19 protein-coding genes are annotated in these 20024 nt (G+C 56.0%); 15 read left to right on the top strand and 4 right to left on the bottom strand.

Annotated elements, in window-relative coordinates; genetic code table 11:
- Window positions 1–81 precede the first annotated feature (81 nt).
- The 5 genes from ribH to IE099_RS05860 all read left to right on the top strand — a co-directional run bounded on the left by ribH (window position 82) and on the right by IE099_RS05860 (window position 4883).
- A complete protein-coding gene (gene ribH / locus IE099_RS05885; RefSeq protein ID WP_189568244.1) occupies window positions 82–573 on the top strand; it encodes a 6,7-dimethyl-8-ribityllumazine synthase in 492 nt (163 codons plus the stop codon).
- Window positions 574–592: 19 nt separating this feature from the next.
- On the top strand, window positions 593–1489 hold the full coding sequence (nusB, locus tag IE099_RS05880; RefSeq protein WP_189568242.1) for a transcription antitermination factor NusB: 897 nt from the start codon (window positions 593–595) through the stop codon (window positions 1487–1489).
- 84 nt (window positions 1490–1573) lie between these two features.
- Window positions 1574–3214, top strand: a complete 1641-nt coding sequence (locus tag IE099_RS05870) for an AI-2E family transporter (protein ID WP_229809410.1) — start codon at window positions 1574–1576, stop codon at window positions 3212–3214.
- 25 nt (window positions 3215–3239) lie between these two features.
- The gene (locus IE099_RS05865) at window positions 3240–3632 is read left to right on the top strand and encodes a VOC family protein (RefSeq protein ID WP_189568240.1); all 393 of its coding nucleotides are present in this window, start codon (window positions 3240–3242) and stop codon (window positions 3630–3632) included.
- Window positions 3633–3638: 6 nt separating this feature from the next.
- Entirely contained in the window at window positions 3639–4883 is a 1245-nt protein-coding gene (locus IE099_RS05860) for a class I SAM-dependent RNA methyltransferase (RefSeq protein WP_189568238.1), read from the top strand.
- Window positions 4884–4906: 23 nt separating this feature from the next.
- Here the strand turns inward: IE099_RS05860 and cysE are convergent, their stop codons facing one another.
- Window positions 4907–5767, bottom strand: a complete 861-nt coding sequence (cysE, locus tag IE099_RS05855) for a serine O-acetyltransferase (protein ID WP_189568236.1) — start codon at window positions 5765–5767, stop codon at window positions 4907–4909.
- A gap of 2 nt (window positions 5768–5769) precedes the next feature.
- Here cysE and IE099_RS05850 point away from each other — a divergent pair, with 2 nt between their 5' ends.
- The 7 genes from IE099_RS05850 (at window position 5770) to IE099_RS05820 (ending at window position 12597) form a co-directional block, all read left to right on the top strand.
- Window positions 5770–6183 (top strand): RrF2 family transcriptional regulator, encoded by a 414-nt coding sequence (locus tag IE099_RS05850; RefSeq protein ID WP_189568234.1) that lies wholly within the window; start codon window positions 5770–5772, stop codon window positions 6181–6183.
- Window positions 6184–6236: 53 nt separating this feature from the next.
- A complete protein-coding gene (locus IE099_RS05845) occupies window positions 6237–7628 on the top strand; it encodes a tetratricopeptide repeat protein (protein WP_189568232.1) in 1392 nt (463 codons plus the stop codon).
- Entirely contained in the window at window positions 7625–8308 is a 684-nt protein-coding gene (locus tag IE099_RS05840; RefSeq protein ID WP_189568230.1) for a lipase family alpha/beta hydrolase, read from the top strand. The genes IE099_RS05845 and IE099_RS05840 overlap by 4 nt, the downstream gene beginning before the upstream one ends.
- An 80-nt stretch (window positions 8309–8388) precedes the next feature.
- Window positions 8389–9789, top strand: a complete 1401-nt coding sequence (tatC, locus tag IE099_RS05835; RefSeq protein ID WP_189568228.1) for a twin-arginine translocase subunit TatC — start codon at window positions 8389–8391, stop codon at window positions 9787–9789.
- 61 nt (window positions 9790–9850) lie between these two features.
- Window positions 9851–10540, top strand: coding sequence for a YqjF family protein (locus IE099_RS05830; RefSeq protein ID WP_189568226.1), 690 nt, complete (start codon window positions 9851–9853; stop codon window positions 10538–10540).
- Between the two features lie 68 nt (window positions 10541–10608).
- Window positions 10609–11748, top strand: a complete 1140-nt coding sequence (metX, locus tag IE099_RS05825) for a homoserine O-acetyltransferase MetX (protein ID WP_229809409.1) — start codon at window positions 10609–10611, stop codon at window positions 11746–11748.
- Between the two features lie 66 nt (window positions 11749–11814).
- Complete coding sequence (locus IE099_RS05820; RefSeq protein ID WP_189568222.1) at window positions 11815–12597, top strand: SDR family oxidoreductase; 783 nt, start codon at window positions 11815–11817, stop codon at window positions 12595–12597.
- Window positions 12598–12674: 77 nt separating this feature from the next.
- On the opposite strand, the gene IE099_RS05815 is transcribed toward IE099_RS05820, so the two are convergent.
- Both IE099_RS05815 and IE099_RS05810 read right to left on the bottom strand, forming a co-directional pair.
- On the bottom strand, window positions 12675–14297 hold the full coding sequence (locus IE099_RS05815; RefSeq protein ID WP_189568220.1) for a hypothetical protein: 1623 nt from the start codon (window positions 14295–14297) through the stop codon (window positions 12675–12677).
- A 170-nt stretch (window positions 14298–14467) separates the two neighbouring features.
- Entirely contained in the window at window positions 14468–14896 is a 429-nt protein-coding gene (locus IE099_RS05810) for a YlbF/YmcA family competence regulator (RefSeq protein ID WP_189568218.1), read from the bottom strand.
- 108 nt (window positions 14897–15004) lie between these two features.
- On the opposite strand from IE099_RS05810, the gene IE099_RS05805 reads away from it, so the two are divergent.
- Both IE099_RS05805 and IE099_RS05800 read left to right on the top strand, forming a co-directional pair.
- Entirely contained in the window at window positions 15005–16297 is a 1293-nt protein-coding gene (locus tag IE099_RS05805; protein WP_189568216.1) for a hypothetical protein, read from the top strand.
- Window positions 16298–16419: 122 nt separating this feature from the next.
- Complete coding sequence (locus IE099_RS05800; RefSeq protein WP_189568214.1) at window positions 16420–17910, top strand: S10 family peptidase; 1491 nt, start codon at window positions 16420–16422, stop codon at window positions 17908–17910.
- A gap of 119 nt (window positions 17911–18029) precedes the next feature.
- Here the strand turns inward: IE099_RS05800 and IE099_RS05795 are convergent, their stop codons facing one another.
- Window positions 18030–18908 carry a haloacid dehalogenase-like hydrolase gene (locus IE099_RS05795; RefSeq protein WP_189568212.1) on the bottom strand — a complete coding sequence of 293 codons (879 nt, stop codon included), beginning with the start codon at window positions 18906–18908 and terminating at the stop codon, window positions 18030–18032.
- A gap of 107 nt (window positions 18909–19015) precedes the next feature.
- On the opposite strand from IE099_RS05795, the gene IE099_RS05790 reads away from it, so the two are divergent.
- Complete coding sequence (locus IE099_RS05790) at window positions 19016–20023, top strand: aldo/keto reductase (RefSeq protein ID WP_189568211.1); 1008 nt, start codon at window positions 19016–19018, stop codon at window positions 20021–20023.
- Window position 20024 lies beyond the last annotated feature (1 nt).

Here is a 20024-nt window from a genome sequence, read left to right as displayed (position 1 = left end):
TCGGGGTTCTTTCCTTGATGGCGGGCAAAAACGACTCGTCGTTTGACATTCTCGCCACACCTTTTCATAAGCCTGTTTCTCATGAGTCTTTCGGTCCCTCCCAAGCCCCGTATACCTACCAGCGGGCGTAATAAACTCGCCATCGTCGCTTCCCAATTCAATCAGGAATACACCGACGGATTGGTGGAATCCGCCATTGATGAGCTCAGCGGTCTCATTCCCAGCGCTCGGGTCGATTTGATCCGGGTCCCGGGCGCATTCGAGATTCCCTTGGCAACCAAGCTCATCTTGGAAAACGAAGAACCTTCCGCCGTCATCTGCCTGGGGCTCATTCTCGAGGGCGAAACAGCCCATGCGGAGTTGGTCGCCGATTCGGTTACCGAAAAGTTGCTAGAGCTGTCGATTCTCTACAACGTCCCCGTGATTCATGAAGTCCTTCTGGTTGAAACACATGAACAGGCACACGCCCGTTGTCTGGGAGTGGAAATGAATCGTGGCGTGGATGCGGCGAGAGCAGCCGTAAGCATGATGGAAGTCTGCAAAGAGTTGACTCGGTCGGCCCGAGCACGTTAGCAGACCGCATCAATCTGGCATGAACTCATCTCCCACTCCGACCAACTCTTCCACTGTCGCCCGCCGCCAGATTCGGGAGGCTGCGATTCAGCTCCTTCATTCTTCGCAATCGAATACACATCAGGCCGAAGGAACCGGTGATCCGTGGCCTTTGATTCTGGCCCAACCGGAAGGCAAGATCACTCGCACGCGCGCACGTGCCGTTCTTCACTTGCAGCAAAACCGCCCCGGACGCTTCAAGCCCATCTGGGAACAGCGAATGGTTGTGCAGCCTCTTTTAGAGACCTACTACGACGATCGAGCGGCCAACCGGAGCTATCGAAAGCTATTGGAGGCAGAGCAAAAGCTCCCGGATTTGCTCGATATTCTCCGGCGCCAATTGAAGTCGGAAAAGGAACCTGACCGGATCGAAGAAACCCTGCTGAAAATTCGGGATTTCAACAAGGAAGCTCTCGACCAAGGATCCGTGCTCTCCGATTTCCTGGGTCCACTGGAATCCTGTCCCGAGCCCTTGAAGCCTCTTGCGAGCAAGCTTCCGGCCCTTTTGGCTGCAGGCGAATTGCTACGCAGTCTTTTCGCGGAAAAATTGCCCGAGATTCCCGAGGTCAAAGCCCTGCTCGATGCCATTGACGAACGGAACCAGCTGCGAAACGAGACCGAAGCACTCTATAAGCTGGTGGTCGACAACTTGCCGGCCACCGACAAGCTCATCGCCGAACAGTTGGAGAATTTTTCCTTGGAAAGACTCGCGCAGGTAGACCGGGCGGTTTTGCGTCTGGCAACCACGGAGTTGCATCACTGCCCGGATATTCCGCCAGCTGTCAGCATCAATGAGGCCATCGAGATTGCCCGGCGTTACAGCGGAACCGAATCCGCCGGTTTCGTGAATGGCATCCTCGACAAGTTGAAGTCCTAGTGGCGGAGACACTTGCGATTACAACTTTAGGTCATTTTCGGACTTCCGTTTTTGCCCCATTAGCATTGGTTAAGAGCTGACAAAATGGCTTATCCAAACGACTTCCAAAGACGAACCCTGTGGTCTGGCTTGACCGGTCTATCCATCGTGCTGCTCGGCGCGATTCTGGTGGGCATCATTTGGTTGGGCGGCCGGATCCTCGGCTATCTGCAACCGGTATTGGTTCCGCTCGCGGTTGCTGGAATCGTGGCCTACCTATTGGATCCCATTGTCGAATGGCTGCAGAATCATCGCAAACTTTCGCGCTTGAAGGCCGTGCTGACGGTGTTCGGGGTCTTCACCTTGATCGTCGCGCTCTTCGTTTCTTTTCTCTTTCCGAAGTTGCTCGATCAGGCTGGCAGGTTGCTGGGTGATGACGAGGACTTGGGAGCCAGTGTCGTGCGTTCCCTTGAAAAAATGCAGGACAAAATCCCCGGAGCACGTCCTCTGGTAGATTGGGCTACAGGACCGGTGGACCCGTCAACTGGCGAAGTGATCCCCAAGCCCTACCCTTATCCAGTCTACCCCCGGGGGGAAGATGGAGTGAAGAGATTCTCCCACTACATCAACAAGCGAGGAGAAAAAGTTTTTGTCAAAGTTCGCCCCGACAAAGTTCAGGAAGCTCCGGCAACAAGCGAACCTCCATCCGTCGATTCTGACGAAGAAGTCGCGCCCGAAGATTCAAGCCCTGAGAATGAGGGCGAAGAGCTTGGCTTGGAAGCATTTGGTATCGAGCCGCCTGCGGAAAATCCTGCCGAAGTCTTACTGAATGAAGGAAGGGAGAAGGCCTCTTCGGAAGAAGAATCTGCTAACGAGGAAGGCATCCAAACGGTCGTCGTCAGTCGCGACTACATGACGCAGCTAAAAGACTACGAACGCAAAATCAACCAAATCAAATTCGACGACACCAAGCTCGGCCACCTCCTCACTGACAACTGGCAAATTCTCACCAAGACCGGACTGGATTGGCTTCGCGCTTCCACCAAGGTTTTTGGCCTGCTCGGCTACCTGCTCGGCTTTCTTCTCGTTCCGGTTTATCTCTATTATTTTCTCAACGAGTCATCGAAAATTAAAGCGACCTGGCATCAATACATCCCGCTCAAGGCTTCCAAATTCAAGGATGAAGTGGTCTCCACCTTGGCTGAGATCAATTCCTACCTCATCTCCTTCTTCCGGGGGCAGGTGCTTGTCTCTCTCATCGACGGGGTGCTGGTAGGGGTCGCGCTTTCCATTTTCCAACTCCCCTACGGCTTTCTCATTGGTCTTGCCCTCGCCGTGCTAGGGATTCTGCCCTTTATCGGCAACATTCTCTGCATGATTCCTGCGGCTCTGATTGCCTTCATTCACTTCGGGAGCGACACCCCCAATCACCAGTGGCTAGGTGACAGTCCGTGGGCCTACGTGGGAGCGGTCATCGCGATTTTCCTCGTCGTTCAGCAAATCAATTCTCTGGTGACCGCACCTAAAATTGTAGGCGATTCAGTGGGCCTGCATCCCATGACGGTCATCTTTTCGATTCTGTTCTGGTCGCTCCTGTTGGGTGGCTTTTTAGGTGCCTTGCTCGCGGTTCCCTTGACCGCCGCGATAAAAGTGCTTTTCTCCCGATACATCTGGCAACGCCGGGTATCGCCACAGCTCAATACCCCGATGTCAGACGAGGCCCTGCTGCCTCCTGTTGAAGACTAACCAATCAATACACCAAAAGAAGATTATGATCCAATTCTTGCACACTCGCATCCGCGTCTCCGATCCCGAAACCTCCATTGCCTTCTACAACAAGTTGGGCTTTGAAACTGGTGAGAAAAAGACCTCTCCCCAAGGCAACCAGTTGGCCTTCATGAACCTCCCCGGCAACGACCACTTTCTCGAGCTAACCTACTCTCCCGACTACAAGGTCGAAGTTCCCGAAGACCTCATGCATACAGCGGTAGGCGTACCCAACATCATCGAATATTGCGACAAGCTCGAGAAGGACGGCATCGAAATCTGGCCTGACGGATGGCGGGAAAAATTTTCGGGCGGGGAGCGCAAGATGGCATTCGTCACCGATCCCGATGGTTACGAAGTCGAAATCCTCGAGCGCGGAAGCAACCCTCTTGCCTAGCTGATTGTGCGCCCACACAAGAAGTTCAAAGCCACGCCGTTCCCCTATCACCACGAGCTCACTTTGGAAGTGGACTCGCTGAGTAATCTGGGAATTGGGGTCGCACGAGTCACTCTACCAGACGCGGAACCCGACCAAGGCCCCTGGGTGGTCTTTGTCCCCTTTTGTCTTCCTGGCGAAACTGTGCGGGCGCGCATCTATCGCAACGATTCCAACTGCTCACACGCTGACCTGTTAGAAGTTGTTAGACCTTCCCCCGACCGGGTAGAGCCACGGTGCTTTCTCTTCGGAAGCTGTGGCGGTTGCCAGTATCAACACCTTTCCTATTCCAAGCAATTGCAGTGGAAGCGTCAGCAGGTCGAGGAGCTCACAGTTCGCTTGGCCAACCTCACCATTCCAGTGTTGGAGCCCATCGCTTCGCCAAAGGAATGGAACTATCGCTCCAAGCTCACCCCCCATTTCGACAAACCCAAGAACGGCGAAATCGGGCCCATTGGTTTTCTGGCCCATGGCACCAGGAACCGCCTGGTTGACGTCCCGCAGTGTCCAATTGCGATGGAGGCCATCAATGAGGCCTTCCCAGCCGTGCGCAAAGAAGCCAAAGAGCGCGCTTCGACCTTTAAGAAGGGCGTGACCCTGCTCCTCCGAGCCCATCAAAATGGCGTGGAGACCAATCACCGGGCCGTCATCAGCGAAGAAGTCAATGGGCTGACCTTCCACTTTTTGGCCGGAGACTTTTTCCAGAACAACCCCTCCATTCTTCCGGCGTTCGTCGACTACGTGGCAGCAGAAGCGGCACAAGATGGCTGCACCCATCTGGTCGACGCCTATTGCGGCTCCGGCCTCTTCGCGCTCTCGCTCTCATCGAAGTTTGAGCAAGTGGCGGGAGTGGAAGTCTCGGAATCTTCCGCCGACTTCGCACGCCGGAACGCGGAGCTCAATCACCTCCCGCACGTCCAGATTCTGACCTCTTCAGCAGAGGGTATTTTTGAAGACATCACCTTCCCTGCCGAACAAACCGCACTGGTGATCGACCCTCCGCGCAAAGGGTGCACCCCGGGGTTTCTCGAGCAGTTGGCGCAGTTCGGCCCCAAGCGGGTGGTCTACGTCTCCTGCAATCCCGCCACTCAGATGCGCGACTTTGTCTTGCTGGATGAGGCCGGTTATCAGGTCGAGAAGATTCAACCCTTTGACCTCTTTCCGCACACCAAACACCTGGAGTGCGTGGCCACACTCACTCGCAAGCCGTGATAGGTTCCCAGGGGTTCAATTCGTCAGCTTGTTCGGCGACAAACCAAGCCCTGGTTCATTCCCATCGCAGGATTCTCCTCCTCGGTTCGTCCCACCACCTCGGCGGGAACACCGGCTACGGTGGTGTGGGCCTCAACGTCATTGAGGACCACACTCCCTGCTCCGATCTTGGCCCCTTCGCAGATCTCAACCCGACCTAGAATCTTGGCCCCTGCTCCAATCAACACGCCTGAACGAACGATGGGATGGCGGGCTCCAGTTTCCTTTCCGGTTCCACCCAGAGTCACCTCATGGAGGATGGAGACATTGTCTTCAATGATCGCGGTTTCACCTACTACGAAACTAGTAGCATGGTCCAGCATGATGCCACAGCCGATGCGAGCGGCGGGATGGATATCGACCCCAAAGACCTCGCTGGCGAGACTCTGGAAATAGTAAGCCAACTGCCTGCGCCCGTTCTTCCAAAGTTGATGCGAGACCCGATAGGTGGAGATGGCAGCGAACCCTTTATAAAACAGCAGTGGTTCCACCGGACTATCACAGGCGGGATCCCGGGAATGGATAGCCTCGATGTCTTCGGCCGCACTATGAACCAGCGCGGGATGCTCGCGAAAGACCTCTTTCAACAACGACTGGACATCCTCCCTCCCCATGTCTTCACGCGCCAATTTGCGGGAAAGTCGGGCGGAAAGAGCCTCTCCCAGGCACTCCTGGTCCAGGATGACACCTTTCACCAAAGGCTGGAGTCGGGGCTCGTCACAAGCCACCCGCTCGGCCTCCAGTCGAATCACTTGCCACAGTTCGTTGAGTTCCACAGTGTGGTGTTCACACAACCGGGGTGCCTTACCGCTGGCCTCAGCCGCGTCTTCATGCTCTTCTTTCATCAGTGAGGGTATCGCAAAAACTGGAATATGCCTGCCGGGCAGCCATTCAATTGGCGAAGCACTATGATGGGGAGTCGCCTCTCCGTCTCGATGACCTCGCGTCCAGGGAGCATGTGCCAGCGACCTTCCTAGTGCAAATCCTCTCTGATTTGAAACAGGCCAATCTCGTCATCTCCCGGCGCGGAAAGAGCGGGGGTTACCTGCTGAGTGCGGCTCCTGCGGACATCTCCCTGGCCCGAATTATCGAGGCCGTGGACCCTCAATTACTGGAAGAACCCGCAGTCAGCGAGGGCGAATCCGGTGAGGCCTTGCACCAGATATGGCAAGGATTGACCTCCACACTCTCAGAAAAGCTGCAAAGCACCACCTTGGACCAACTGGCCCACCCCCAGGAGGAACCGATGTGGTTTATTTGAGCACGTTGGAGAAGTCATTTGCCCTCTGGAAACAAAAGCGCCAAACTGCACCCATGCGATCACAGCTCCTCTGGTCTCTGCTTCTGACTCCCCTTTGCGCGGATCAGACGTACAATCTGAGTCACTTTGCAAAAGGGGTATTCGCGGAGCAGCGGGGCGAAAAGGAGGAAGCCCGTGCGATTTACGAAAGCGTCCTGGCGAAAGACCCCGAAAGCTACCCTTTGGTCACCAAGGTCGTTGCCCTTCAGAGCCGGGAGGATATTCCGGCAGCCTCCGCCACCCTTCGGTCATTCGCAAAGAAGCACCGCAAGCACCTCGCGGCCCAACTCCACTACTCGGCGTTTCTGCGGCAGCACGCGCCGCACGACGCCATCGCTCGCGAGGCCGCCCTGGAGACCCTCGAACTGGCGAACCGCAATTTTCCCGAAACCGATGTCGTCTTTTCCCCGTTGATTAATCTCTATGAGAACCTGGAGCGTCGTGAGGACTCGATCCGGTTGCTGGAGGAACAGCTGAGTTCGGCCAACGAAGACCCCAACCACTGGCTCGCGCTGGCGCCCATTATCGACACCCTCTATCCCCGCGACGATCCTCAGCACGGCCAAAAGCTGGCTCGAGTGATGGAAAAGGTCTCCGAATACGGGCTGCACCAAGAGAACATCGCGCGCCGTGTCTCCGAATATCATCGCGAAAATGGCAAGCTCGCAGAGGCCATCGAGACCCTACGCCGTCATTTGGAGCTGACCCCTTACTCCCATTCCCTCCGAACCCGGATGGGACTCCTGCAGTTATCCAACAAGGAAGAGACCGCTGGAGAATTGACCCTGCTGGATGTCATCGCCATCGACCCCGACCAAAGCCTAGCCCATGGCTCCCTGTCCAAGCTTTACTTGAAAAAGGAGCAACCTCGTAAAGCCCTCTTTCATCGCGCTGAAGTCCTTCGTATCAGCGGCGGGACGCCCGCTCAGGCCATCGAAGTTGCCAACGAATATCTCGACTTGGACGAACCCCATCCCGCCCGGCTCTTGCTCGAAAAATTTCGTTTTGATTATCCCGATGAGGCAGGCATTCACGCTCGCCTGGCTATCGCGACCCTGCGGGACGGCTTGACCCAAGAGGCGGCAAGGCTATTTCGACAAGCGGAGGCCCTGGCTGAAGCCTCAAAGAATCCCGCTGACGAGCAATATCTCGACGCGGACTTTCAAATCGAGTTCGCGCAATCTCTCGTCGAAGCCAACGATCTGGAATCCGCGGAAACTCGCCTGCGGCAAGCCGCGCAAGGACTGGACCTCGATACCCAGCCCGAGAAGTATGCCCGGGCGGTCACGAAGCTGGCGAAGCTATGGATTGAGCAGGGCAAAAACGAGGCCCCTGCCAAGGCTCTCCTCCAAAGAGCCCTCTCCCTCGACCCCAACAATGAAGAAGCGGCTGAACTCTTGAAATGAAAGGCCTTCTCGCTCTCTTTCCGGCACTTTTCCTACTTTTGACAAGCTGCTCGGTGCCGCCCCGGGGACTGGTCGAAACAGCCCCGCAGCCCTCGACAGTCATCGTTTTACACGGACTCTTCGCCAGCCCGGACCATGTGGAGCCTCTTCGCGAGGGACTTGCAGCACAGGGAATCATCTGTCTGTCCCCCGATTTGCAACCGTCCAATGGCAGCTTGCCGATTGAAGCGATGGCGGAGCAGCTAGACAGCTTCCTCCAGAAAAATGTGCCCTCCAACGCTCCCTTGCAGTTCGTTGGACACAGCATGGGAGGCTTGGTTGCTCTCCAGTATCTTCAGAGTGCAACTCATGCCCAGCGGTGCCGAGGGCTCTTTACCATTGCCACGCCGCACCACGGAACCTTTCTCGCCAATCTTCATACAGGCCCGGCCGGACGCCAAATGTTGCCCAACTCGCCTTTCACCCAGAATCTCAATTCCCGGACGCCCCGCTTTCCCGTCGTGACCTACCGCACCCCGAACGACCTGGTCATCATCCCCAACAGCAGTTCGGTGCTTTCCTTCGCCGAAAACAAAGTCATTGCCAGCCCCGGCCACAACGAAATCGTTTCCAGTCCCGAGCTCATCGAGGACCTCGGCAGACGAATCCGCCAGCACGACAGCGCTGCGGGAGTTCGTTAAACCTTGTCGGAAAAGTCGCTGGCATCTGGACGTATGGTCCCCTAGCTTCCCGCCAACGCCACGCGGTCCATTTTTATCCCATGTTTCTCCTGACCAAACTCTTTCAAATCCGCGACAGTTCCAATCCGGATGCCGAAAAGCCCTTTCTTGCGCATTTGGATGACCTTCGGGTGACTCTGAGCCGGATTATCCTCACGCTCGTTGTCGCGACCTTGGTTTGCTATGTTTTCCGGAACCAGTTGATGGATGTCATCCGTCACCCGGTGGAGCAAGTCTGGTCCCATTCGCAGAAAGAAGCTCTCTCCGGACTCAATCCCAAACCGACGCTCGATACCTGGGAAAAGGCCGTCAAGGTCTCCAACGATGCCATTGGGCTCAACGAAGCCCAGCGAATGCATTTCCAAAAGTTTGCGGGCACCGAGGACGAGAACTTCGCCTTTCACGTTGAATCCGCCTACCACTTCCGCATCGCACTCGCGATTTCCGACATTAAGAAGCGCGAACGATACGTTGCGTCCATCCCGGGAATATCCGATCAGCAGCACAAACAGCTGAAGGCCTTGGTAAAAGGCAATCCCAATGCGGAACTGGACGCCCGCGGACGCATGGTCCTGATGCAATCCCTGAACCCCACGGAGGGCTTCATGTTATCAGTGAAGCTGGCCTTCTTCGCCGCGCTTGTTCTTTCGTTCCCGCTTCTCCTGCTGTTCCTCTTGCAGTTTGTCCTTCCCGGGCTTCACAAGGAGGAGCAGCGAGCCCTATTCCCCGCGCTGGGGATTGGCTTCCTTCTTTTCCTAACAGGGGTGCTCTTCGCCTACTTTGTGATCCTGCCCAACGTCCTTGATTTCTTCTATCAATACTCGATGGATATGGGGATCCAGAATGATTGGCGTATCGGATATTACATCTCGTTCGCCACCCAATTCGTGTTGATCTTCGGTCTCGCTTTCGAGCTCCCGGTGGTGGTGATGACCTTGGTGAAGTTGGGAATTCTTTCCTACGAGATGATGCGGAACACCCGTTCCTACGCCGTGCTCGCCATCGTTGTGATTGCCGCAATCATCACTCCAACTCCTGATGCCCTGACTCTCGGACTGCTCGCCGGACCGATGTATGTTCTTTACGAAATCTGTATCTGGCTGGCCTACTTCATGGACAAAAAGGAGAAGGCCAAAGAGGAAGCGGAAGAAAAAGAGCGCATGGCTCGGCTGTTGGCGGCACCAGGAGCAAAAAGTCGAGCGGATGACGATGAGTCGGAAGAAAAAAGCGAGGAAGTGGTCGCCACCTCCCCCGCTGCCCTCGAATCCAGCGACGAAGCCGAGGCTTCCGAGGATATTGACGAAGACGATGGCTTCGTTGGCCCCGACCCCGAGGAAGAAGATCTCTATTCCCAAGCCCCCATCGAGCCGGATGAGGACGAGGGAGATCCCGACGAGCCAGAGAACCGTGACGAGGACCCGAACTTCGACCCGCTCAAATAAAGTGGCCCCCAGTGACGGACAGCGCCAAGCTCCCCGGGAACGACCCGGGGAGTCTCCCGTAATGTTTCAACGATGGTCTCACTTGCTCTTTCTCCATTGGGAAGTGCCGTCAGACCTGTTGACTCCCCATCTTCCCGAAGGCCTTCATCTCGACACCTTTGATGGGAAGGCCTACCTGGGGATCGTCCCCTTCTTCATGCAGAAGATTCGCCCGCGTTTCCTTCCCTGCGTGCCGGGCCTGTCTTGGTTTCTGGAGTTGAACCTGCGCACGTATGTCTACGATGAGCAGGGACGCCCCGGGGTCTGGTTCTTTTCTCTGGATGCCAATCAAGCTCTCGCAGTGACCTTGGCCCGCACTCTCTTTCACCTCCCCTATCAACATGCCCGGATGACAGCCACCAACCGCGATGGCGAGGTCGATTTTTCCTGCCAGCGCAAGGGGATGGATGAGCTCGCCCGCTATCAATATCTAGCAAAAGGAAGCTCACTGACGGCAGCCTCGGGCACGCTCGAATACTTCCTCTTGGAGCGCTACTACCTCTTCTCCACTACTGCAAAAGGGGAACTGAAGATTGGGCAAGTTCACCATCGCCCCTATCCCTTTCATCAAGCCGCTTGTGAGAAGGTTTCGATGGCCCCGATGGGCTGGAATCAATTCTCCGTCGCCGAATGCGCACCGGTCTCGGCCCTTTACAGCCCCGGAGTGGATGTCGAGATTTTCGGGCTCAAAGTGGCTTCTCGAACTCGCTAAGTAATCTTCCTAGGATAAACTCATCCCTTGCCGCCGGAACCCTTTCCGTTCAAAAGTCCCCTCCTCCCGTGACCAATCAAACCGTTCAAACCCAATTTTGCCAGCTCGACCAATTCCAGGTCGCAGACGGCAGCGTCTTGCAGGCTCCCCGGATTGCCTACGAGCTCTATGGCGAGCTGAATGCTGAAGCCAGCAATGCGATTCTGCTTTTCCATGCCTTGTCCGGCTCACATCACGCGGCAGGAATTAATCGGGATATCGCGGGGGTATCGTTTTGGAATGAGGAACTGCATGACGGCTGGTGGAATGATTTCATCGGACCGGGTAAGGCTCTCGATACGGAAAAATTTTGCATCATCTCGCCCAACTACCTGGGAGGCTGCTACGGCTCGACCGGGCCAGCCAGCCACGACCCCGCTACTGACAAGCCCTACGGGTCCAGCTTCCCGCGGGTCACGGTGGGAGACCAGGCCCGCTTTGCAGCCGCATTGTTAGATGAACTGGGAGTGGCCCGCCTTCATGCGGTGGTCGGTCCTTCGGTCGGGGGGCTCTGCGCCCTGACCTTCTCCAATCTCTTTCCCGAGCGCACCCAGAAGGTGGTCTCCGTTGCGTCCTCCTACAAGAACACCATTCTCAATCGGCTCCTGCTTTTCGAACAGATTCTCGCTATTGAGAACGATCCCTACTTCAATGGAGGCGACTACTATGAAGGTAGTAGCCCGAAGCTGGGCCTCGCGCTGGCCCGCATGATTTCTCACAAGACTTTCGTCCATATCGATGCCTTCGAGCGCCGGGCCAAGCGAGAGATCGTGCAGGAGAATGAGATGCTCTCATGGTATGGCGTGACCGATCCTTTTCAGTCCTACATGCTGTATCAGGGAAAGAAATTCACCCGCCGGTTCGACGCCAACACCTACCTGCGCATCGTCGACATGTGGTCTTCCTACAACGCGCTCAACGAGGCCAAGGCCGAAAGCGCGGAAGAACTTTTCGCCCCTTCCAAGCGCGAGGGCCATCAGTTCCTGGTCTTCTCCATCGATTCGGATTTTTGCTTTTACCCCGAGGAGCAGGCAGAATTGGTGGCAGACCTGGAGAAGGCCGAAGTCCCCGTCACCCACCTCACCGTTCACTCGGACAAGGGACACGATTCTTTCCTTCTGGAACCGGACCTCTTCACTCCCCAGCTGAAGTTTCATCTTGAGTCATAGTCCTTCTCGCCCAGCTAAAAGGCTCGCCAAAAGAGTCGTTCGAATTCACATTGCTTCGCGTAATCCATGAACAATTATCTCACCAATCTTTTCGGGCTCGAAGGCAAAGTCGCTGTCGTCATCGGCGGCACAGGCGAACTTTGCGGAACCATGGCTGAGGGCTTGGCTGCAGCTGGAGCCGAAGTTGTTCTGGTCGGCCGTTCTGAAGAAAAGGCGAACGAGCGCTTGAAGCGTATCGAGGCTGCGGGTGGTCGGGGCTACTTCGCCCAAGCGGAGGTCGGCAAGCGGGAAGCTCTCAATGATCTCCTCGACTCCGTCATCGCGCAGTCCGGACGGGCCGACATTTTGATCAACGGAGCCGGCATAAATTCACCCACCCCTTTCGTGGAGATCACAGACGAGGAATTCTTGCGCATCATCGACACCAACGTCGTCGGTGTCATGCGCGCTTGCCAAATTTTCGGCAACTACTTCCTCTCCCGCGACGTCCCCGGCTCCATCATCAACCTGGGTTCGATTTCGGGATTGAATCCCTTGTCTCGAGTGTTCACCTACTCCGCCTCCAAGGCTGCCGTTCACAACCTGACCCGCAACCTCGCTCGCGAATGGGCCGACCGGGACATTCGGGTCAACACGCTGGTTCCCGGCTTCTTCCCTGCAGAACAAAACAAAAGTGTTCTCGACGAGGCGCGAGTTGCCGAGATTCTTCGCCACACCCCTTCTTCGCGATTTGGTAATCCCCAAGAGCTCATCGGAGCGACTCTTCTTCTCGCTTCCAACAACGCCGGCAGCTTCCTGACCGGCACGGAACTGATTGTCGACGGTGGCTTCCAGGCCATGACCATTTAGGCGGAATTCCTCCCGCAAGAACGAGAAGCGAACAAATCAATTTACCTAAAAAAGGAGACGGGCAACCGGCTCCTTTTTCATTGGTCTCCAGCCTGGTGAATGGTCACTTGCGTAAACGGAATAACCCAACCCTTCTCGTTGCAGATGTCGACGCAGATACGCTGGATTCCCCGCTCGATCTTGTTGTAGCGGGAAGCAGCGCTTCCCTTGAAATCTGCCAGAATCGCGTAGTCCAGCGAAGAAGCGGCAGCGGCATGAAACTCGACATTGATCGTGTTGAGGTGATCTCGCTCCTCCAACAGGTCGACGACCCGCAGCTTCAGTTGCGCCTTGAAGAACTCCACCACCTCACCCGTTGCAATCCCCTGGTGGGCGTAATCGATTCCGAAAATCACTTTCACCCGAAAGCTTTTGGAAAGATTGACAGGAGCCATGGAGAGAAAGTCCGGAGTCGCGAATGTCTCGCGCGCGCCTCCCAGCCGAACCAACTGGACATATTCCGGAGTCTGCATCACCACCTTGCCAAGGTTCCCACCCGAAAGAACCCAATCCCCCGTTTTACTCGGAAACCAAGCTTCAGCCGGATCGTGGGGACGTGAGCGCAAGGTGCTGAGCCGCTTGATGGACATCCGGATCAAGCCACCCGTCAGCTCCGTATTTCGCAGCTCGGTATAGATCCCGATGGTGCCGACTTCCCAAGGGACACCCTCGAAGGTCAGTCGCTCCCCTTTTCGAACCGGCCCTAGATTCAACAACATCTTGGTCTGCTCAAAAGTCCTCGGAACCGTACTTTTGGCTGTCCAGCCCAGCCCAACCAAAAAGACCACAAACACGGTGAGGAGGAGCCAATCTCCGCTGAAATAAAGCACCAGCAAGGCCGCCAGCGCAGCCAGGCACACGGTGGCGACCACCATAGTCAGTTCGACCAGCCGCCAGCCAAAGGCCCCGTGATCCTGACGCCGGATGAGAGGCAGGCGGCATGTCATCCGCCAGAGCCAACGGAGGGCGACCCAAGTGAAAATCAGGGCTGCGACCGCTTTGATCAAACTCAGCCCCCGTCCTTTGAAGAACTTGCCGAAGGCATCGCTCACCGGCTCGAGCAGCGGTCCGCGCTCACTATTTTGCTGCTCCATCTGCACCGCCAAGGCTGCCAGTTGGCCCTGAGCATCCTTTTGACGGGCCTTCCAGAGATCCTGAAGCTTCTCGATCTCCTTGCCAGCCCCTCCATTGAGTTCCCCCCAACGGGAAAGTCGGGCAAGGGCTTCCTCCGCAAGTTCCGCTTGATCAACCAAGCGTTGCTCGCGCTCGCGCAACTCCTCGGTTTCCCGCGGGCGTTCGGTCGCCTTCTTGAGCTCTTTGACGAGCGGACGCAGCACGTCCTGAAACTCTTCCTTGAGGTCCAGCTTGGCCTCGTCGGCCGTTTGCAGATCTTCCTCGCGAATTCCCGAGGCCAGCTCGTCGAACTGCTTCTTCAGTCCTGCCAAGCGGGCCGCTAATTCGGCTTCCCGCTTTTCGTTTGAGGCGGTCTCTTCCTCACTGAGTGCAACCGCGGCGGGCTTTCGAATCTCAGCGAGCTCGGAACGGGTATCGACAATGACTTCCCAGAGCTTTGCCAAAGTATCAGCCGTTTTCTCGTCGACATCATTATTCGCGAAAACAGAGCTTACACTCAGAAGGACAATCAGGAGAAGACGGCGCACCGGAGGAAAATAACAGCGGCAGCATTTGCAACAAGCCTCCCTCTTTAGAAAAATTTCAACGGCAAGAGTTTAGCGGAATTTCTTTCGGCCTCCCTTCTCAAGCCCACCCAAAAAAAAAAGGCTCGAACGCAGATCGCGTCCGAGCCGTTTAAATGATTGGGTCGAATAATTTAGCAACCGCAGCCACCGCCGCCGCTTCCGCCGCAGCATCCTTCATTCTGGGCAGCCATGTCCTCCGCAGTAGGAACGCGACCGAGCTCCAGAGTCATGCCGACATACTTGCCGATACTTCCCTGAAGAGCTTGCAAGCCCTGCTGGGCGTTGAGGAAATTGGTCGCAACGGGATTCTCGAAAAGAGCGCCTCGAGCGGTTTCGAATTCCTTGATCTCGGTCTCGCTGAGTTCAAGACCAGCCTGTTGCTTCTGGTTGAGTTCGTCACCCCACTCCTGCACCTTACGAAAGCTGTCGCGGGCAGTGTCATCGGCGAAGAACGCTTCCACGTCTTTCTGCAAACTGCCAAATTCGGCATCTTCAGCGATCAGCGCGCAAAGTTCGCGCGTCTTTTCCATAATAGGTGAACTATCTTCCAAAAAACTCATCGGGCGGGACGCTAGCGGCGCGAAGGCAATCCCGCAACCCACGATTGTGCTAATTTTTTCAGATGCGAAACGTAGAAATGCCACTACATTCTGCGTAGAATCAACAACATGAAATCCAAACTGCCGATCTATCTCTCGCTGTGGGGAGTCTCCTTGGGAGCAGCCTTCTTCGCTGGCAAATCACTTTCTCCAGCGATTGAAACGACCGAAACCGTCCAATCAGCCAAGTCAATGCGGGGAGAAAAATCCGGTGGTAGCGGCACCTTCTCAGACTCCGGCAGCGTGGCCAGCATGGCTTCGGCGCAGGCCAGACTCGATGCCGCTCCTATGGTGAAAAAGGGCTCTACCCCAGAGGAGATGGTGGCAGACATCGCCCGCTATGATGACGCCATCGAGCGAAACAACGCCCTGCTTGCGCTCATTGACAGCTTGGCACCCGAGGAGTTCCTTTCCGTAGTCGATGCCTTTCGTGAGCTGGGAATCACCCAGGACCGCTGGGGTGAGTATGAGATGCTGTTAACCGCATGGGCCAAGGTCAATCCGTCGGAAGCCCTCGATTACGCCTCCGAAAACACGAGCGGCAGCTTTGCCCGCAACACCATTCTCTCCACTTGGGCTTCGACCAACCCCGATGCAGCCATCGCCTGGGCAGAAGCCAATCATGAAAACAAGGACGAGGCCAACCCCTGGCTGGTGGGAGTCATTGAAGGAATCGCGCCTTATGACGTGGCTCGGGCCACAGGCCTGATGGAAACCATGCCCCGCTCCCGAGAGCGAGGTCAGGCTTTAAATACCTTAATCCAGCAAATGATGATGGAAAGCCCCGAGGACGCCAAGGCATGGGCTGGCACCATCCAGGATGAAGTTTTGCGCTCGGGAGCTTACGCCACTACTGCAGAAGCAATCGCGCGGAAGAATCCTGCAGAGGCAGCGGAATGGCTCACCGAGCTTGCGGATGTCGAGGCCTTGAATCGGGTTGGGGACGACTTGGCCCAGACTTGGTACCGCGAGTCTCCGGAAGACGCCACCAACTGGGTCACCTCTCTCCCTGCGGAAGCGATGGGAGAAGCGGCCGAGGGAATCGTAGACCGCGTGGTTCGGGAGGATCCGATTCAGGCCGCGGAATGGCTTTCCCAACTGGCCACCGCCAATCCGGATGCCAACTTCGACGGTTCGATCCGCGAATTGGTGAGAGGCTCCGTGCGACGGGACCCTGAATTGGCGGCGACTTGGGTGAGTGGACTCTCCAGCAATGAGGACCAGACTCGCTATTATCATCGAATCTTGAGCGAGTGGAACAACAACGACTCCGCCGCAGCTCTCAATTGGGTGCAGGCCAATGAGCAAAACCTGCCGGAATCCATCGCGCGACGCTTCCTCAATACCCAGCAGCAAAATTAAAGACTTTTTAGCGTCGCTGTTTTCCCTTCTCTAAAAAAATCAGGTCATTACCTGACTCCCGCTTGCCACTCTGATGTTCGCGAGTCATCACTTTGCGCAACACGACATAGTTTTCGACAAAAATGAAATTCACCCGTCTCACCCTGATAGCGCTATCCGCGCTCTGCCTCCCTCTGGCTGCCGCGCCAGAGGAGAAAAAGAAAGATGCCAAACCGCCTGCCGAGGGCATATCGCTCGCTCCCGTCGATTCCGAAATCGTCATCGCCGGTCAAACCATCCCCTACACTGTCACCGCCGACACCCTCATCCTGAAAAGCGATGATGATAAGGAGCGTGCATCTATTTTTCACGTATCATACGTGCGCAAGGGAGGCGACTCCAAGAACCGGCCCGTGATGTTCGCCTTCAACGGAGGCCCCGGTTCATCCGCCGTTTGGCTTCACCTCGGTGCACTGGGACCGAAGCTGGTCCCAACCTCTCCCGACGGCACACAGACCCTTCCTCCTCCCGTCACCCTTCAGGACAATCCTCATTCGATTCTGGATGTCACCGATTTGGTTTTCATCGACCCGGTTTCGACAGGCTACTCCCGCATCGAAGGCGAAGCGAAAGGCTCGGAATTTCATGGTGTCAACGGTGATATCAATTCCGTGGGCGACTTCATCCGTCGCTGGACGACCGAGAACAAGCGCTGGAGTTCTCCCAAATATCTCCTCGGCGAATCCTATGGTGGAGTCCGCGCAGCCGGTCTATCCGAGCATTTGCAATCGGAGTATGGAATGACCCTCAATGGAGTGGTCATGCTCTCCTCGCTCTTGGACTTCCGGACCTTGCGCGGCAGCCAGGGTGACTATTTGGTCAATCAGGTCTATCTTCCGGCAATGGCCGCTGTGGCCCACCACCATGGCAAGGTGAAGCGCGACCGCGACGAACTACTCGCCGAGGCCCGCGCCTTTGCGAATGGCCCCTACGCCAGCGCCCTCTTTGCGGGAGCAACTCTGACGGATGCCGAGATTGACACCCTCGCCGCCAAGCTGGCCGAACTCACCGGCGTCACTGCCGAGCTTTGGAAAGAGACGAGCCTGCGTCTTTCTCCGACCCGTTACCGTCGTGAACTCCTGCGGGAAGAAGGCAAGGTCTTGGGCCGCTTTGACGCCCGGGTTGCCTGGCCTGCCCAAAGCAAGGACAGCGACTATCCTTCCTATGACCCATCCTACGCCGTGGCCTACGGCGCCTTTTCCACCTCAATGCTCAGCTACCTGACCGAGGAATTGGGAGGCAACGAGGTTCACGACACCTACCGGATTCTCACCCGCAAGGTTCACCCCTGGCGCTGGGATGCAGAGAACTCGGTGGTTAACCTCTCCGGCCGACTGCAGACCGCGATGACTGACAACCCCAACCTCCGGCTCCTGGTGATGGGTGGATTGACGGATTTCGCGACTCCCCCCTCGGGCATCGAATACACAATCAATCAGCTGGTGGATATGCCCAAGGAAAGCCGCGACCGGATCTCCTACGTCTACTATGATGCAGGCCATATGTTCTACCTGAACGAGCCTGACATCATCAAGATGCGGACCGACCTGGTCGAGTTCATCGAGAGCGAGTAAAGCTAGGGAACACTCAATATCACTGAAGAAAGGCTGGGGATTTCCCCGGCCTTTTTTGGGGTCGGGCTTACCTGCCCGAGACTCCGTTGCGTCGAAAGAAGTCCTCGGCGTCCCCCATTCTAAAAGCCCGGCGCGGCAACGGTCGCATTTGCCCGTTCCTCATTGCGCCGTAATAGGATGCCGTCAGCTATCCCAAGCACTGTTTCTTCTAAAATCAGTCGGAGGTGACTACCGGGGCGGTAATCGGCGGGTGCGATGTGCTTCACCCGATCGGCATGGGCCGAAAGCTGGAAACACTTGCGGAAGCTGCGGCGAGAATCGTCATTGGGATTGTAAACCGCAACCGCGTGTCCCCCGTTCTTCTTCATCACCGTGAAGCAGGGAACATCAGTAGGGCCGTCCCCAATATAGGTCATATTTTCAAAGGGAATGGGTCGTTGTTCTGGCGGCATGTGATCGTTCACATCCTGGTCGTAACCCAGCATGCCTTTGTTAATTCGAAACAAGAATTGAGTCTTGGTCGTGTGCGAGATCGTGCGCTTGGGGAAGGAAATGCATCCATCCGAGTTCTCGCCGAATTCGCACCCGAAGATGGCTTTGACCTTGTCCTTTAAGGAACTGCCATCCAAGAGAGCCTTCAGTCCCGAGGAGATAATATAATGCTCCACGATGATTCCAGCCGCTTCATGCTCGGGACGGAGAACCCGATTCAATTGGTCAAAGAGCTCATCGACGCCGGGGTAGTAGTGAAGGTCTTTCCCCAGATTGGAAAGGTCCTGATTGCTCACATTATCCATTCCGAGGTAATCTAACAAACACTTCATGTAGGCCAGTTCCCCATCCCAATTCTGCTCCTTCACCAAGGTGTTGCACTTTTTCCAAAACTGCTCGGGATCAATTCCGAAACGCGGAAAGAGAACATCATCCTGCATATAGCTCGGACTGAGAGTTTGGTCGTAGTCGTAAACGAGGGCGATGGTATTTTGGGGAGCAGCCACGTGTTAAGAGTCTCATTTTGCGCCTTGCCGGGCAAGAGAAAGGAAATCCCAGACCGGGTCGAAAATTCTGCCCTCCCTTTTTTCCCCCTTCTTGCTAACTTCATGGAATGACTGACCGTCGAACCTTTCTTCGCACCTTGGCAGCGTCGACCGTGGCGAGCACTCTGGCCAACGGCGAGTCCACGTCGGACAAATTGGGCCAAGTCCTGCCAACCCGATTACTGGGGAGAACAGGCGAGCGTATCACCAGCTTCACCCTGGGAGGCTCTCATTGCGAAAAGGCGGCATCGGAGAAAGAGTCCCAGCACATCATCGAAACCGCCATCGAACTGGGAGTTCGCAGCTTCGACAACGCGCGAAACTATGGCGAAGGAAACGCCGAAGTCGTCTACGGCAAGTTCCTGACCCCTCGATATCGCGAACACATTTTTCTCACCACCAAGACTTCAAGAGGCACCGCTAAGGCGGTTCGAACCCAACTCGAGGAATCCCTCCGCCTGATGAAAACCGACTATCTGGACCTCTGGCAAATTCACTCCATAGAGTCCCCCGAGGATGTCGACAACCGCATCAAGAATGGAGTGTTGGATGAGTTCTTGAAAGCTCGTGAGGAAGGAAAAGCGCGCTATCTGGGCTTCACCGGCCACTCATCATTCAGAGCGCACCTCCACCTTCTCAAGCGACTCAAGGAACTGGGCACCCCACTGGACACTTGCCTCATGCCCATGAACCTCGTGGATCCTCATTACGACTCCTACATCGTCAACGTCCTGCCCGAACTGCTGAAAGATCGATACGGAATTTTCGCCATGAAATCTCTGGCCTGCGGAACGATGCTGGGGGTTCCTCCATTCTGGCGTCGAGGGAAAGAGGAAGAACTCCCGTCTCTAACAGACAAACTCGATCTAACCGTCGAGGACATGCATCACTACGTGTACTCCCTGCCGGTCTCCTCGCTGGTCTCCGGATGTGAGACCGCGGACCAAGTGAAGGAAAACATCGCAATCCTGAAGTCTTACAAAGGAATGGATGCAAAGAAGCGGGATGAACTCATCGTCAAGGTGAAGCCATTCGCGGGCCGAACTTTCGAGTATTACAAGAAACCAATCTCCTAGT

Source organism: Roseibacillus persicicus (genome assembly GCF_014651675.1).
GTDB lineage: Bacteria > Verrucomicrobiota > Verrucomicrobiia > Verrucomicrobiales > Akkermansiaceae > Roseibacillus > Roseibacillus persicicus.
Note: the sequence above shows the minus strand (reverse complement) of the source record. Positions and strands in the feature narration are given on the sequence as shown.

Coding starts and splice junctions, on each gene's coding strand:
- ribH (WP_189568244.1), top strand. CDS start 82: ATGAGTCTTTCGGTCCCTCCCAAGCCCCGTATACCTACCAGCGGGCGT.
- nusB (WP_189568242.1), top strand. CDS start 593: ATGAACTCATCTCCCACTCCGACCAACTCTTCCACTGTCGCCCGCCGC.
- IE099_RS05870 (WP_229809410.1), top strand. CDS start 1,574: ATGGCTTATCCAAACGACTTCCAAAGACGAACCCTGTGGTCTGGCTTG.
- IE099_RS05865 (WP_189568240.1), top strand. CDS start 3,240: ATGATCCAATTCTTGCACACTCGCATCCGCGTCTCCGATCCCGAAACC.
- cysE (WP_189568236.1), bottom strand. CDS start 5,767: ATGAAAGAAGAGCATGAAGACGCGGCTGAGGCCAGCGGTAAGGCACCC.
- IE099_RS05845 (WP_189568232.1), top strand. CDS start 6,237: ATGCGATCACAGCTCCTCTGGTCTCTGCTTCTGACTCCCCTTTGCGCG.
- IE099_RS05840 (WP_189568230.1), top strand. CDS start 7,625: ATGAAAGGCCTTCTCGCTCTCTTTCCGGCACTTTTCCTACTTTTGACA.
- tatC (WP_189568228.1), top strand. CDS start 8,389: ATGTTTCTCCTGACCAAACTCTTTCAAATCCGCGACAGTTCCAATCCG.
- IE099_RS05830 (WP_189568226.1), top strand. CDS start 9,851: ATGTTTCAACGATGGTCTCACTTGCTCTTTCTCCATTGGGAAGTGCCG.
- IE099_RS05820 (WP_189568222.1), top strand. CDS start 11,815: ATGAACAATTATCTCACCAATCTTTTCGGGCTCGAAGGCAAAGTCGCT.
- IE099_RS05810 (WP_189568218.1), bottom strand. CDS start 14,896: ATGAGTTTTTTGGAAGATAGTTCACCTATTATGGAAAAGACGCGCGAA.
- IE099_RS05805 (WP_189568216.1), top strand. CDS start 15,005: ATGAAATCCAAACTGCCGATCTATCTCTCGCTGTGGGGAGTCTCCTTG.
- IE099_RS05800 (WP_189568214.1), top strand. CDS start 16,420: ATGAAATTCACCCGTCTCACCCTGATAGCGCTATCCGCGCTCTGCCTC.
- IE099_RS05790 (WP_189568211.1), top strand. CDS start 19,016: ATGACTGACCGTCGAACCTTTCTTCGCACCTTGGCAGCGTCGACCGTG.